Annotated in this window: 14 protein-coding genes; 10 read left to right on the forward strand and 4 right to left on the reverse strand. The window is 51.2% G+C overall.

Features of this window, described 5'->3' with window-relative positions; translation table 11 throughout:
* Positions 1-233: 233 nt before the first annotated feature.
* The 3 genes from uidR to malI all read right to left on the reverse strand — a co-directional run bounded on the left by uidR (position 234) and on the right by malI (position 2,960).
* The gene (gene uidR / locus QUF14_RS09950; RefSeq protein WP_000969092.1) at positions 234-824 is read right to left on the reverse strand and encodes a DNA-binding transcriptional regulator UidR; all 591 of its coding nucleotides are present in this window, start codon (positions 822-824) and stop codon (positions 234-236) included.
* Positions 825-1,052: 228 nt separating this feature from the next.
* Positions 1,053-1,820, reverse strand: a complete 768-nt coding sequence (hdhA, locus tag QUF14_RS09955) for a 7-alpha-hydroxysteroid dehydrogenase (protein WP_000483371.1) — start codon at positions 1,818-1,820, stop codon at positions 1,053-1,055.
* Between the two features lie 111 nt (positions 1,821-1,931).
* Positions 1,932-2,960 (reverse strand): mal regulon transcriptional regulator MalI, encoded by a 1,029-nt coding sequence (gene malI / locus QUF14_RS09960; protein WP_000179506.1) that lies wholly within the window; start codon positions 2,958-2,960, stop codon positions 1,932-1,934.
* A gap of 174 nt (positions 2,961-3,134) precedes the next feature.
* Here malI and malX point away from each other — a divergent pair, with 174 nt between their 5' ends.
* From malX to add, 3 genes are all read left to right on the forward strand, one after another.
* Complete coding sequence (gene malX, locus QUF14_RS09965) at positions 3,135-4,727, forward strand: PTS maltose transporter subunit IICB (RefSeq protein WP_000125609.1); 1,593 nt, start codon at positions 3,135-3,137, stop codon at positions 4,725-4,727.
* A gap of 9 nt (positions 4,728-4,736) precedes the next feature.
* A complete protein-coding gene (gene malY, locus QUF14_RS09970; RefSeq protein WP_000459356.1) occupies positions 4,737-5,909 on the forward strand; it encodes a bifunctional maltose regulon transcriptional repressor/cystathionine beta-lyase MalY in 1,173 nt (390 codons plus the stop codon).
* Between the two features lie 103 nt (positions 5,910-6,012).
* A complete protein-coding gene (gene add, locus QUF14_RS09975) occupies positions 6,013-7,014 on the forward strand; it encodes an adenosine deaminase (protein ID WP_000567509.1) in 1,002 nt (333 codons plus the stop codon).
* 35 nt (positions 7,015-7,049) lie between these two features.
* Here the strand turns inward: add and QUF14_RS09980 are convergent, their stop codons facing one another.
* Positions 7,050-8,090: an oxidoreductase gene (locus QUF14_RS09980; RefSeq protein ID WP_001282494.1), complete on the reverse strand. Its 1,041-nt coding sequence runs from the start codon at positions 8,088-8,090 to the stop codon at positions 7,050-7,052.
* Positions 8,091-8,332: 242 nt separating this feature from the next.
* Here QUF14_RS09980 and blr point away from each other — a divergent pair, with 242 nt between their 5' ends.
* From blr to rsxD, 7 genes are all read left to right on the forward strand, one after another.
* Positions 8,333-8,458 (forward strand): division septum protein Blr, encoded by a 126-nt coding sequence (gene blr, locus QUF14_RS09985; RefSeq protein ID WP_024166213.1) that lies wholly within the window; start codon positions 8,333-8,335, stop codon positions 8,456-8,458.
* A gap of 272 nt (positions 8,459-8,730) precedes the next feature.
* On the forward strand, positions 8,731-8,946 hold the full coding sequence (gene ydgT / locus QUF14_RS09990) for a transcription modulator YdgT (RefSeq protein WP_000217950.1): 216 nt from the start codon (positions 8,731-8,733) through the stop codon (positions 8,944-8,946).
* Between the two features lie 85 nt (positions 8,947-9,031).
* Positions 9,032-9,472 (forward strand): DUF2569 domain-containing protein, encoded by a 441-nt coding sequence (locus QUF14_RS09995; protein ID WP_001302052.1) that lies wholly within the window; start codon positions 9,032-9,034, stop codon positions 9,470-9,472.
* A 76-nt stretch (positions 9,473-9,548) separates the two neighbouring features.
* Positions 9,549-10,130 carry an electron transport complex subunit RsxA gene (rsxA, locus tag QUF14_RS10000; RefSeq protein WP_100733778.1) on the forward strand — a complete coding sequence of 194 codons (582 nt, stop codon included), beginning with the start codon at positions 9,549-9,551 and terminating at the stop codon, positions 10,128-10,130.
* Entirely contained in the window at positions 10,130-10,708 is a 579-nt protein-coding gene (rsxB, locus tag QUF14_RS10005; protein WP_000991809.1) for an electron transport complex subunit RsxB, read from the forward strand. The genes rsxA and rsxB overlap by 1 nt, the downstream gene beginning before the upstream one ends.
* Positions 10,701-12,923 (forward strand): electron transport complex subunit RsxC, encoded by a 2,223-nt coding sequence (rsxC, locus tag QUF14_RS10010; protein ID WP_100733779.1) that lies wholly within the window; start codon positions 10,701-10,703, stop codon positions 12,921-12,923. Before rsxB ends, rsxC begins: the two co-directional genes overlap by 8 nt.
* On the forward strand, positions 12,924-13,982 hold the full coding sequence (rsxD, locus tag QUF14_RS10015) for an electron transport complex subunit RsxD (protein ID WP_000231942.1): 1,059 nt from the start codon (positions 12,924-12,926) through the stop codon (positions 13,980-13,982).

The following is a 13,982-nucleotide window of genomic DNA, read 5'->3' on the forward strand; positions in this document are numbered from 1 at the left end:
ACCCACAGCGTGATATTGATCGCATTAATCTTTAAAACAGCGTTGACAGAAGCCACAAAATAAGCAATCGAACGTTCGTTCGAACATATTGTGAGCGATAAACCCTCATGATATATTGCTACGATGAATATTTAGGTGGGATTCTCCGATCCCTGGAAGGATGATTTTTGCACAGAGAAATTACGATATGAAACGCGGGCTCAGTTGTCACCAGCCCGCGGAAAGAGAGAGGATCAGGATGCGGTTAATATACCGCCAATCATCGCGCGTAATCCCTGAGCAAACGACGCTTCACGCGCCAGATCTTCCGCTTCGATATCGGCCAGTACACCGTAGGTCAGATCCAGCAGTAAACGTGAAGTCATTGCCGTGTTGATGTCTGGGCTTATCTCGCCTTTTTGCTGGGCATCACGCATCCGCTGGGCAACAAATTCCGTGATCGTCATATGCTTATTTTTAAGCATGGCGGCGACCTGTGGGTTACGCATCCCTTCCGCCATAATTTCGACCACCAGCGCCCGTTGCCCAAAGGCCTCATGGGTGAGAGAGACAATAGACTCGACCATATAGTCAACGAAATGAATCCCTTCAATCGGTTCCCGGAAACGGGCCAGCGCCCTCTCCTGGTCCTGTAAGATAATCGCCTGAATCAAGGCTTCTTTGGAGATGAAATGGTGATAGAGCGTCCCGGGACTAATGGCGCAGGATTTACAGATGGCTTTCATCGAGGCACTGTGAAATCCATTTTCTGAAAAAATCTCTCTGGCAGCATTGAGGATCCGGGTCCGTGTCGGTTGTGCTTCAGTCTGCATGTTATCCATCATTAAACCATTATAGTTAGCGTGAATAACTAGTTTACCGGTTTGTCAGGTGAGCGCCTATCATTGCTGTTGAATAGTGCGAAGGCACACTCAATTCGTAAGCTTTTTATCCAGATATTGGTTAACCAATAGCCGTGATTTGGCTGCCAGTTGTTTAGCAGAGACGTTGACGAGTTGCACACGCTATCCCGGTAAACAACACATACGGCTGTTTACCGGTTCGTTAGTGTATTAATTGAGCTCCTGTACCCCACCACCGGAGACGGTGAGAATTTGTCCGCTTACCCAGCTGGCTGCAGGCGAGCAAAGGAACAGCGCCGCGTTAGCAATATCTTGCGGTTGGCCCAGACGTCTGATTGGTGTGTGTTGCAACATTTTCTGTTCAATTTCTGGGGTAATAACGGATTTCAGGGCATCGGTTAATATTGCCCCCGGCGCAATGCCATTCACCCGAATATTTTTTTCACCCAGGTCAAACGCCATATTTCTGACCAGATGACTGGCCGCAGCTTTAGATGACGCATAGGAGGTCATGTTGATATTTTTATTTTCTGCCGCCATAGAAGTAATGGTCAGAATAACGCCACCGCCATTTTTTTCCATTTCTGGCGCAACAAGTTGTGACAGATGGAAAAAAGAAAACACATTCAGTTCATAAGCACGGCGAAAATCCGCCATTGGCATATCAAACGGTTTAGGACCACCGCCACCGGCGTTGTTAACCAGGATATCAACTTTACCCAGCTTACTGACGGCAAAGTCTGCCAGTGCAGAGAGTTCCTGTTCGGAAGTAATATCACAACGCCAGGCAAATGCCTGACCACCCAGTTGTTGAATTTCATCTACAACATGATTAGCTGCATCGGCGTTAATATCACTGACCACCACAGATGCGCCAGCTGTCGCGAATGTAATGGCGATTTCTTTACCAATACCTGCACCCGCACCTGTGATGATGGCGCATTTTCCGTCGAGTCTCAGGTTGTCAGAATTAAACACATAAACCTCCTGTGAACTTCAGTAAAAATAAAAGGCACCGCCTGTGTGCCACATTTTTTATCATTAACCTTGAGGAAAGGACACTACCAGGTATAGCAGATAAAGAGAGGATTATTTCGGCGCAATGAGCCGGGCGGGAATAATAAGATTGCGTGAATGCGCCTCTTCATGAGTGATTTTTTGCATCATGCAATCCGCAAGTGTGGTACCAAGTTCCCGCGCTGGCGTGCTGGCCCAGGTAACAGGTATATCATCAAGTGTGGTTGGCGTTGCATCGGTAAATGCCGCCAACGAAACCTGTTGTTCAAAGTAACGATCGACTCCGCTTTCCCCGCTTTGCCGCCCTGCTTTCAGCAAACCAAACCATGCCCCCATCGCAATAGTTTCGTTATAGCAAACCACAGCACTGATGGTCGGGTTATGACGTAAAAGCGCCGTGATAGCTTCCGCGGCTTGCTTCTGGCTGGAAGTGCACTCCAACACCCAATCGCTGTGAAACGGCAGGCCAAATTTTAGTAGAGTTGCACAATAGCCCCCCACCCGCTCTGCCCGGGTTAATGAGGAACTTTTCCCTCCCAGCCAGGCGATACGCTGATGCCCATTGCGAATGAGATGCTCCGTCAACAACTGTGCAGCCTGCATGTTATCCGGGCGAACCGTATCAACATCATCAAGATAACTGGCACGGGAAGCGAAAATCACCGGGATAGCTTTTTCTTCTGCCATCCGTCGCAGGTCATCGCTGCTTCCTGCAGCCCCGGCAATTACCACACCATCGACCCCCTGATTCAGTAACAGTGAAAACCGTTGTGCCAGCTGCTCGCCGTCTTTACCGCCGTGAAGCAAAAAAACCATCCGTCCCTGCGCTTCCAGAGCTTCCGTCAATCCGGCCGTTAATTCGGCGTAAAACGGCGCAGATAAATCACGGACGATCAAACCAATGACGCCGCTTTGCCCGCCGCGCAGCGCCGACGCCTGACGATTGCGCACAAATCCCAGCTCTTCAATGGCGGCGTTAACACGTTCTCCTGTGGCGGTAGAGATTCGCCCTTTGCCACTTAGCACCAGCGAAACGGTACTTACCGACACGCCCGCAGCCAGCGCAACATCATGAATGGTTATTTTTTTGGCGGTAGCCATGCAGATGACCTACTCCCTGATTATGTGACAGATAAAACGTTTTACCTTTTATTTATCTTATACCCGCTATTATCGTTGCGTAATGTGATTTGTGCCTCACTAAAATTTGATAAAACGTTTTATCTTCTCGCGCAATTTACTGAATCCAGATTGTTCTCTACGAGGAGTCGTTTTATGACGGCGAAAACAGCACCGAAAGTCACACTGTGGGAGTTCTTCCAGCAGTTAGGCAAAACCTTCATGCTACCCGTGGCATTATTGTCGTTCTGCGGCATTATGCTCGGCATTGGTAGTTCTCTTAGCAGCCATGATGTCATCACCCTGATCCCGGTCCTGGGCAACCCCGTGTTGCAGGCTATCTTTACCTGGATGAGTAAGATTGGCTCGTTTGCTTTTAGTTTCCTGCCAGTCATGTTCTGTATCGCCATCCCGCTGGGCCTGGCACGCGAAAACAAAGGTGTAGCGGCATTTGCTGGCTTTGTCGGTTATGCGGTAATGAATCTCGCGGTAAACTTCTGGTTGACCAATAAAGGCATTCTGCCAACCACGGACGCCGCGGTTCTGAAAGCCAATAACATTCAGAGCATTCTTGGGATCCAGTCGATCGATACAGGGATCCTCGGTGCGGTGATCGCCGGTATTATCGTCTGGATGCTGCATGAGCGTTTCCATAATATCCGCCTGCCGGATGCGCTGGCATTCTTCGGCGGTACGCGCTTCGTGCCAATCATCTCCTCACTGGTAATGGGCCTTGTCGGTCTGGTGATTCCATTAGTCTGGCCGATTTTCGCCATGGGTATTAGCGGCTTGGGCCATATGATAAACAGCGCGGGTGATTTCGGACCGATGCTGTTTGGTACCGGTGAACGTCTGCTGTTGCCGTTTGGTCTGCATCACATTCTGGTGGCATTAATTCGCTTTACCGACGCAGGCGGCACGCAGGAAGTCTGCGGTCAAACCGTCAGCGGCGCACTGACCATCTTCCAGGCGCAATTGAGTTGCCCGACCACTCACGGTTTTTCTGAAAGCGCCACGCGTTTCCTTTCGCAAGGCAAAATGCCTGCGTTTCTCGGCGGTCTGCCAGGTGCAGCGTTAGCTATGTATCACTGCGCGCGCCCGGAAAATCGCCATAAAATTAAAGGGCTGCTGATTTCTGGCCTGATCGCCTGTGTCGTTGGCGGCACGACCGAACCGCTGGAATTTCTGTTCCTGTTCGTAGCGCCAGTTCTGTATGTCATCCACGCGCTGTTAACCGGCCTCGGCTTCACCGTCATGTCTGTGCTCGGCGTCACCATCGGTAATACCGACGGCAATATCATCGACTTCGTGGTGTTCGGTATTTTGCATGGTCTGTCAACCAAGTGGTACATGGTGCCAGTGGTGGCGGCAATCTGGTTTGTCGTTTACTACGTCATCTTCCGTTTCGCTATCACCCGCTTCAATCTGAAAACCCCGGGGCGCGATAGCGAAGTTGCCAGCTCAATCGAAAAAGCCGTTGCCGGTGCGCCGGGTAAATCAGGTTACAACGTTCCGGCAATCCTCGAAGCCTTAGGCGGTGCCGACAATATTGTCAGCCTCGATAACTGCATTACCCGTCTGCGTTTGTCTGTGAAAGATATGTCGCTTGTTAATGTGCAGGCACTGAAGGACAATCGGGCAATTGGCGTAGTACAACTTAATCAACATAACCTGCAGGTTGTTATCGGGCCTCAAGTTCAGTCAGTAAAAGATGAAATGGCCGGTCTGATGCATACTGTTCAGGCATAAGGATAAGATATGTTCGATTTTTCAAAGGTCGTGGATCGTCATGGCACATGGTGTACGCAGTGGGATTATGTCGCTGACCGTTTCGGCACTGCTGACCTGTTACCGTTCACGATTTCAGACATGGATTTTGCCACTGCCCCCTGCATTATCGAGGCGCTGAATCATCGCCTGATGCACGGCGTGTTTGGCTACAGCCGCTGGAAAAACGATGAGTTTCTCGCGGCTATTGCCCACTGGTTTTCCACCCAGCATTACACCGCAATTGATACGCAGTCGGTGGTGTATGGCCCTTCTGTTATCTACATGGTCTCGGAACTGATTCGTCAGTGGTCTGAAAAAGGTGAAGGCGTGGTGATCCACACACCCGCCTATGACGCATTTTATAAGGCCATTGAAGGTAACCAGCGCACAGTAATGCCCGTTGCTTTAGAGAAGCAGCCTGACGGCTGGTTTTGCGATATGGGCAAGCTGGAAGCCGTGCTGGCGAAACCAGAATGTAAAATTATGCTTCTGTGTAGCCCACAGAATCCTACCGGGAAAGTGTGGACGTGCGATGAGCTGGAGATCATGGCTGACCTGTGCGAGCGTCATGGTGTGCGGGTTATTTCCGATGAAATCCATATGGATATGGTTTGGGGCGAGCAGCCGCATATTCCCTGGAGTAATGTGGCGCGCGGAGACTGGGCATTGCTAACGTCGGGATCGAAAAGTTTCAATATTCCCGCCCTGACCGGTGCTTACGGGATTATAGAAAATAGCAGCAGCCGTGATGCCTATTTATCGGCACTGAAAGGACGTGATGGCCTTTCTTCCCCTTCAGTACTGGCGTTAACTGCCCATATCGCCGCCTATCAGCAAGGCGCGCCGTGGCTGGATGCCTTACGCGTCTATCTGAAAGATAACCTGACGTATATTGCAGATAAAATGAACGCCGCGTTCCCTGAACTCAATTGGCAGATCCCGCAATCCACTTATCTGGCCTGGCTTGATCTACGTCCGTTGAATATTGACGACAACGCGTTGCAAAAAGCGCTTATCGAGCAAGAGAAGGTCGCGATCATGCCGGGGTATACCTACGGTGAAGAAGGTCGTGGTTTTGTCCGTCTCAATGCCGGCTGCCCACGTTCGAAACTGGAAAAAGGTGTTGCTGGATTAATTAACGCCATCCGCGCTGTTCGTTAACCCCAATTGCGCAACGTAAAAAATCGTTGCGCAATCGTGGATTTTTACCCTGCTTTGTTTTTATAATGGTGCGCACTTTTATATCCAGAAAAAGAGTGCGACCATGATTGATACCACCCTGCCATTAACTGATATCCATCGCCACCTTGATGGCAACATTCGTCCCCAGACCATTCTTGAACTTGGCCGCCAGTATAATATCTCGCTTCCTGCACAATCCCTGGAAACACTGATTCCCCACGTTCAGGTCATTGCCAACGAACCCGATCTTGTGAGCTTTCTGACCAAACTTGACTGGGGCGTTAAAGTTCTCGCCTCTCTTGATGCTTGCCGCCGCGTGGCATTTGAAAACATTGAAGATGCAGCCCGTAACGGCCTGCACTATGTCGAGCTGCGTTTTTCACCGGGCTACATGGCAATGGCACATCAGCTGCCTGTAGCGGGTGTTGTCGAAGCGGTGATCGATGGCGTTCGTGAAGGTTGCCGCACCTTTGGTGTGCAGGCGAAGCTTATCGGCATTATGAGCCGGACCTTCGGTGAAGCCGCCTGTCAGCAAGAACTGGAGGCCTTTTTAGCCCACCGTGACCAGATTACCGCACTTGATTTAGCCGGTGATGAACTTGGTTTCCCGGGAAGTCTGTTCCTTTCTCACTTCAACCGCGCGCGTGATGCGGGCTGGCATATTACCGTCCATGCAGGCGAAGCTGCCGGGCCGGAAAGCATCTGGCAGGCGATTCGTGAACTGGGGGCGGAACGTATTGGACATGGCGTAAAAGCCATTGAAGATCGGGCGCTGATGGATTTTCTCGCCGAGCAGGAAATTGGTATTGAATCCTGTCTGACCTCCAATATTCAGACCAGCACCGTGGCAGAGCTGGCGGCACATCCGCTGAAAACGTTCCTTGAGCATGGCATTCGTGCCAGCATTAACACTGACGATCCCGGCGTACAGGGAGTGGATATCATTCACGAATATACCGTTGCCGCGCCGGCTGCTGGGTTATCCCGCGAGCAAATCCGCCAGGCGCAGATTAATGGTCTGGAAATGGCTTTCCTCAGCGCAGAGGAAAAACGCGCACTGCGAGAAAAAGTCGCTGCGAAGTAACAAAAATGGATGGTGCTAATTGCACCATCCTCTTTTCACGCAAGGCACAGCGTCGCGCGATGTTTGGCGGATTCGATGCCCAGCTCAATCAACTCCATTACCTGGATTGCCTGACTTGCCGGAACCGGATTTTCACCATCGCCATTTAACGCATCACGAATAGCCGCATAGTAAGCCGGATAATTCCCCGGCACGGTCAACAGCGTTTCTTCGACACGTTCCTCACCTTCCACGCGGGTAAGTACGCCATCACGCATATCGTAGCCCCAGTCTTCCTGCGGCAGACGCTCGCCATTTTTCAGACGTTCTTCCTGTGGATCGAGGCCATATTTCACATAACTGCCTCGGGATCCATGCACGATATACCGTGCTGACTCAGCGGCTGCCAGCATGGTACCGTGTAAAATGACTCGCCGCTGCGGATAGGACAAGATGGCGTGGAAATAATCAGTCGACTGCGCTCCGGGCCGTAACTGTGCCAAATCTACCGTCATGCTAACCGGTAAACCAAATAGCGTAATGGCCTGATCAAGAAGATGCGGTGCTAAATCGTACCAGATACCACTGCCAGGGCCGCCCTGTTCACGCCAACGATCGCGCACCTGCGGACGGAAGCGGTCAAAATGAGACTCAAAGTAAGCAACTTCACCCAGTACGCCTTCCGCGAGCAAACCTTTAAGCGTCAGGAAATCGCTATCCCAGCGACGGTTATGGAATACAGACAGCACACGCCCCAGGCTTTTTGCCAGCGCTTCCAGCTCTCGCGCTTGTGACAGTGTCACGGTAAAGGGTTTATCAACGACCACATGTTTACCCGCCTCAAGAGCCGCTTTGGCTAACGGGAAATGGGTATCGTTGGGTGTAGGGATGATAATCAGGTCTATGTTGGGATCGTTAAACAGATGCTTCGGCTCAGAGACAACCGTAACCGTTGGCCAGTCGGCTTTTACTTTTGTTTCATCGCTGCTGGAGATTACCGCCAGTTCCAGCCCGGGCGTGCCCGCAATCAGGGGCGCATGGAAGGTTTTGCTCGCATAACCATACCCAATCAACCCAACACGGATGTTGTCGCTCATGTCATTGCCTCTCATTGAAGTATGATGGCTATTTGACACTATCCTTTACCCTCGCTCAACAGTTTAATAACCTGCCAGCAATAAGGGATGTTGTTTAACTTAAGTCAAAAAAATAGCGAATTTTCCAACGACAAAAGCTAAATATCGCAAAAACCTCAGTAAAAATCTTGCTGGAGCTATTATTGCTAAGTAACATTTACCCCCTGAAGTTAATGGATCAATCAACAGAGATGTGGGCTGTAATGAATCGTCTTATTGAATTAACAGGTTGGATCGTTCTTGTCGTTTCAGTCATTCTTCTTGGCGTGGCGAGTCACATTGACAACTATCAGCCACCTGAACAGAGTGCTACGGTACAACACAAGTAAGCTCTACTCTTGTAGAGCGACATGCTGCCCGACCGGGTGCATGTTTTAACTTGTCGGATATTAAACCAGGAATTTATTATCTTGTTCGATGTTGTTGGTGATTGTCAGGGATAGTAAAGCGCGTTACTCTTTTTAGAGCAGTTTTTCATCCCTGAATATTTACCATCAGCGCATTCTTATTATTGTAATAATACAAACGTTCACTTTTGGTGAAATTTTATCATCACTAATAATACCTACCCCTTTGGTATTAATTATTTTATGGACCTTTTATGACTGTTCAGGACTACTTATTAAAATTTCGCAAAATCAGTTCACTCGAAAGTCTGGAAAAACTCTACGACCATCTTAATTACACCCTGACGGACGATCAGGAACTGATCAATATGTATCGTGCTGCCGATCACCGTCGCGCAGAGCTGGTTTCTGGCGGGCGTTTGTTTGACCTCGGCCAGGTACCGAAGTCCGTCTGGCACTATGTCCAATAAAGAAAGTAGCGATCGGTTATAAAAGCCTTATAATAACGCCCCTAAAATTAGATTTGCCTGTTTGCGTCGCTATTCTGGAGAACCTATGACCACCACAACGCCACAACGTATTGGAGGCTGGTTGCTTGGCCCATTGGCCTGGCTTTTAGTCGCTCTGTTAAGTACGACGCTGGCGTTGTTGCTGTATACCGCTGCGTTATCTTCTCCGCAAACATTTCAAACGCTCGGCGCACAAGCACTGACAACACAAATCTTATGGGGCGTTTCTTTTATTACCGCTATCGCCATGTGGTATTACACACTGTGGTTGACCATCGCTTTCTTTAAACGTCGGCGTTGTGTTCCTAAACACTATATTATCTGGCTGCTTATTTCCGTATTGCTGGCAGTAAAAGCGTTCGCTTTTTCACCCGTGGAAGATGGCATAGCCGTTCGCCAGTTACTGTTTACTTTGTTGGCAACCGCATTGATCGTCCCCTATTTTAAACGCTCGTCGCGGGTGAAAGCGACGTTTGTGAATCCGTAATAACCTTACAGTTAACCTGTTGTCGCCTGCTCTGGATTAACGGATAATAGGCGGCTTTTTTATTTCAGGCCGAAAAATGACTGACTACCTGTTACTGTTTGTCGGAACTGTACTGGTCAATAACTTTGTACTGGTCAAGTTTCTCGGCCTCTGTCCGTTTATGGGGGTTTCCAAAAAGCTGGAAACCGCGATGGGCATGGGGCTGGCAACAACGTTTGTGATGACGCTGGCGTCTATTTGCGCCTGGCTTATCGATACGTGGATTTTGATCCCGCTTAATCTGATTTACCTGCGCACCCTGGCGTTTATTCTGGTGATTGCTGTGGTTGTGCAGTTCACCGAGATGGTGGTGCGCAAAACCAGCCCAGTGCTTTACCGTCTGCTGGGGATTTTTTTGCCGCTTATCACCACCAACTGTGCAGTGCTCGGCGTGGCGTTGCTGAATATCAATCTCGGGCACTATTTCTTGCAGTCGGCGCTGTACGGTTTTTCCGCCGCTGTCGGTTTCTCGCTGGTGATGGTGCTCTTCGCCGCCATCCGCGAACGCCTTGCTGTGGCTGATGTCCCGGCACCTTTTCGCGGTAATGCCATTGCGTTAATTACCGCAGGTCTTATGTCTCTGGCCTTTATGGGCTTTAGTGGTTTGGTGAAGTTGTAATGAATGCTATCTGGATTGCCGTTGCCGCCGTGAGCCTGCTGGGCCTGGCGTTTGGCGCCATTCTGGGTTATGCCTCCCGCCGTTTTGCGGTGGAAGACGATCCGGTCGTTGAGAAAATTGACGAAATCTTACCGCAGAGCCAGTGTGGTCAATGCGGTTATCCCGGCTGTCGCCCCTACGCGGAAGCCATCAGCTGTAACGGTGAAAAAATTAACCGCTGCGCCCCAGGGGGCGAAGCTGTGATGCTAAAAATTGCTGAGTTGCTTAATGTCGAGCCACAGCCGCTGGATGGCGAAGCGCAAGAGCTAACGCCTGCGCGGATGGTGGCGGTTATTGATGAAAATAACTGTATTGGCTGCACTAAATGTATTCAGGCGTGTCCGGTAGACGCCATCGTTGGCGCTACCCGCGCCATGCATACGGTAATGAGTGATCTCTGTACGGGCTGCAATTTATGTGTTGACCCGTGCCCGACGCACTGCATCTCGTTGCAACCGGTTGCAGAAACACCTGACTCCTGGAAATGGGATCTGAACACCATTCCCGTGCGTATCATTCCCGTGGAACACCATGCTTAAGTTATTCTCTGCATTCAGAAAAAATAAAATCTGGGATTTCAACGGCGGCATCCATCCACCGGAGATGAAAACCCAGTCCAACGGTACGCCCCTGCGCCAGGTACCACTGGCGCAGCGTTTTGTCATACCACTGAAACAACATATTGGCGCTGAAGGTGAGTTGTGCGTTAGCGTCGGTGATAAAGTATTGCGCGGCCAGCCGCTTACCCGTGGACGCGGCAAAATGCTGCCAGTTCACGCGCCCACCTCGGGTACCGTTACGGCTATTGCGCCCCACTCTACGGCTCATCCTTCAGCTTTAGCTGAATTAAGCGTGATTATTGATGCCGATGGCGAAGACTGCTGGATCCCGCGCGACGGCTGGGACGATTATCGCTCTCGCAGTCGCGAAGAGTTAATCGAGCGCATTCATCAGTTTGGTGTTGCCGGGCTGGGTGGTGCGGGATTCCCGACAGGCGTTAAATTGCAGGGCGGCGGAGATAAGATTGAAACGTTGATTATCAACGCTGCTGAGTGCGAGCCGTACATTACCGCCGATGACCGCTTGATGCAGGATTGCGCGGCTCAGGTCGTAGAGGGTATTCGCATTCTTGCGCATATTCTGCAGCCACGCGAAATTCTTATCGGCATTGAAGATAACAAACCGCAGGCGATTTCCATGCTGCGAGCGGTGCTGGCGGACTCTCACGATATTTCTCTGCGGGTGATTCCAACCAAATATCCTTCTGGCGGTGCTAAACAATTAACCTACATTCTGACCGGGAAGCAGGTTCCACATGGCGGGCGTTCATCCGATATCGGCGTATTAATGCAAAACGTCGGCACTGCTTATGCAGTGAAACGTGCCGTTATCGATGGCGAACCGATTACCGAGCGTGTCGTGACCCTGACTGGCGAAGCAATCGCACGCCCGGGCAACGTCTGGGCACGGCTGGGTACGCCAGTGCGTCATTTATTGAATGATGCCGGATTCTGCCCCTCTGCCGATCAAATGGTGATTATGGGCGGCCCGCTAATGGGCTTTACCTTGCCATGGCTGGATGTCCCGGTCGTAAAGATTACCAACTGTCTGTTGGCTCCCTCTGCCAATGAGCTTGGCGAACCACAGGAAGAACAAAATTGCATCCGTTGTAGCGCCTGTGCTGACGCCTGCCCTGCGGATCTTTTGCCGCAACAGTTGTACTGGTTCAGCAAAGGTCAGCAACACGATAAAGCCACCACGCATAACATTGCCGACTGCATTGAATGTGGGGCTTGCGCGTGGGTTTGCCCGAGCAATATTCCCCTGGTGCAATATTTCCGTCAGGAAAAAGCTGAAATTGCGGCTATTCGTCAGGAAGAAAAGCGCGCCGCAGAAGCCAAAGCGCGTTTCGAAGCGCGCCAGGCTCGTCTGGAGCGCGAAAAAGCGGCTCGCCTTGAACGACATAAGAGCGCAGCCGTTCAACCTGCAGCCAAAGATAAAGATGCGATTGCTGCCGCTCTGGCGCGGGTGAAAGAGAAACAGGCCCAGGCTACACAGCCTATTGTGATTAAAGCGGGCGAACGCCCGGATAACAGTGCAATTATTGCAGCACGGGAAGCCCGTAAAGCGCAAGCCAGAGCGAAACAGGCAGAACTGCAGCAAACTAACGACGCAGCAACCGTTGCTGATCCACGTAAAACCGCAGTTGAAGCCGCTATCGCCCGCGCCAAAGCGCGCAAGCTGGAACAGCAACAAGCTAATGCGGAACCAGAAGAACAGGTCGATCCGCGCAAAGCCGCCGTCGAAGCCGCTATTGCCCGTGCCAAAGCACGCAAGCTGGAACAGCAACAGGCTAACGCAGAGCCAGAACAACAGGTCGATCCGCGCAAAGCCGCCGTCGAAGCCGCTATTGCCCGTGCCAAAGCACGCAAGCTGGAACAGCAACAGGCTAATGCGGAACCAGAACAACAGGTCGATCCGCGCAAAGCTGCCGTCGAAGCCGCTATTGCCCGTGCCAAAGCGCGCAAACTGGAACAGCAACAGGCTAATGCGGAGCCAGAAGAACAGGTTGATCCGCGCAAAGCTGCCGTCGAAGCGGCTATTGCCCGTGCCAAAGCACGCAAGCTGGAACAGCAACAGGCTAATGCGGTACCAGAAGAACAGGTTGATCCGCGCAAAGCGGCAGTTGCCGCGGCTATTGCCCGCGTTCAGGCCAAAAAAGCCGCCCAGCAAAAGGTTGTAAACGAGGACTAAATGGTATTCAGAATAGCTAGCTCCCCTTATACCCATAACCAGCGCCAAACATCGCGCATTATGCTGTTGGTGTTGCTCGCAGCCGTGCCAGGAATCGCAGCGCAACTGTGGTTTTTTGGTTGGGGTACTCTCGTTCAGATCCTGTTGGCGTCGGTCAGTGCTCTGTTAGCCGAAGCTCTCGTACTCAAACTACGCAAGCAATCAGTAGCCGCAACGTTGAAAGATAACTCAGCATTGCTGACAGGCTTATTGCTGGCGGTAAGTATTCCCCCCCTCGCGCCATGGTGGATGGTCGTACTGGGTACGGTGTTTGCGGTGATCATCGCTAAACAGTTGTATGGCGGTCTGGGGCAAAACCCGTTTAATCCGGCAATGATTGGTTATGTGGTCTTACTGATCTCCTTCCCGGTGCAGATGACCAGCTGGTTACCGCCGCATGAAATTGCGGTCAACATCCCTGGTTTTATCGACGCCGTACAGGTTATTTTCAGCGGTCATACCACCAGTGGCAATGATATGAACACACTACGCTTAGGTATTGATGGCATAAGTCAGGCAACACCGCTGGATACATTCAAAACCTCTGTCCGTGCCGGTCATTCGGTTGAACAGATTATGCAATATCCTATCTACAGCGGTATTCTCGCGGGTGCAGGCTGGCAATGGGTAAATCTCGCCTGGCTGGCTGGCGGCGTATGGTTGCTGTGGCAGAAAGCGATTCGCTGGCATATTCCCCTCAGCTTCTTAGTAACGCTGGCGTTATGCGCAACGTTGGGCTGGTTGTTCTCACCAGAAACACTGGCAGCACCACAAATTCATCTGCTGTCTGGAGCGACCATGCTCGGCGCATTCTTTATTTTGACTGACCCGGTTACCGCTTCTACGACCAATCGTGGTCGTCTTATTTTCGGCGCGCTGGCGGGCTTATTAGTCTGGTTGATCCGCAGTTTCGGCGGCTATCCTGACGGCGTGGCTTTTGCCGTCCTGCTGGCGAACATCACGGTTCCTCTGATCGATTACTACACGCGTCCGCGCGTCTACGGCCATCGCAAAGGGTAA

This window comes from Escherichia sp. HH091_1A (assembly GCF_030295175.1).
GTDB classification, from domain to species: domain Bacteria; phylum Pseudomonadota; class Gammaproteobacteria; order Enterobacterales; family Enterobacteriaceae; genus Escherichia; species Escherichia coli_F.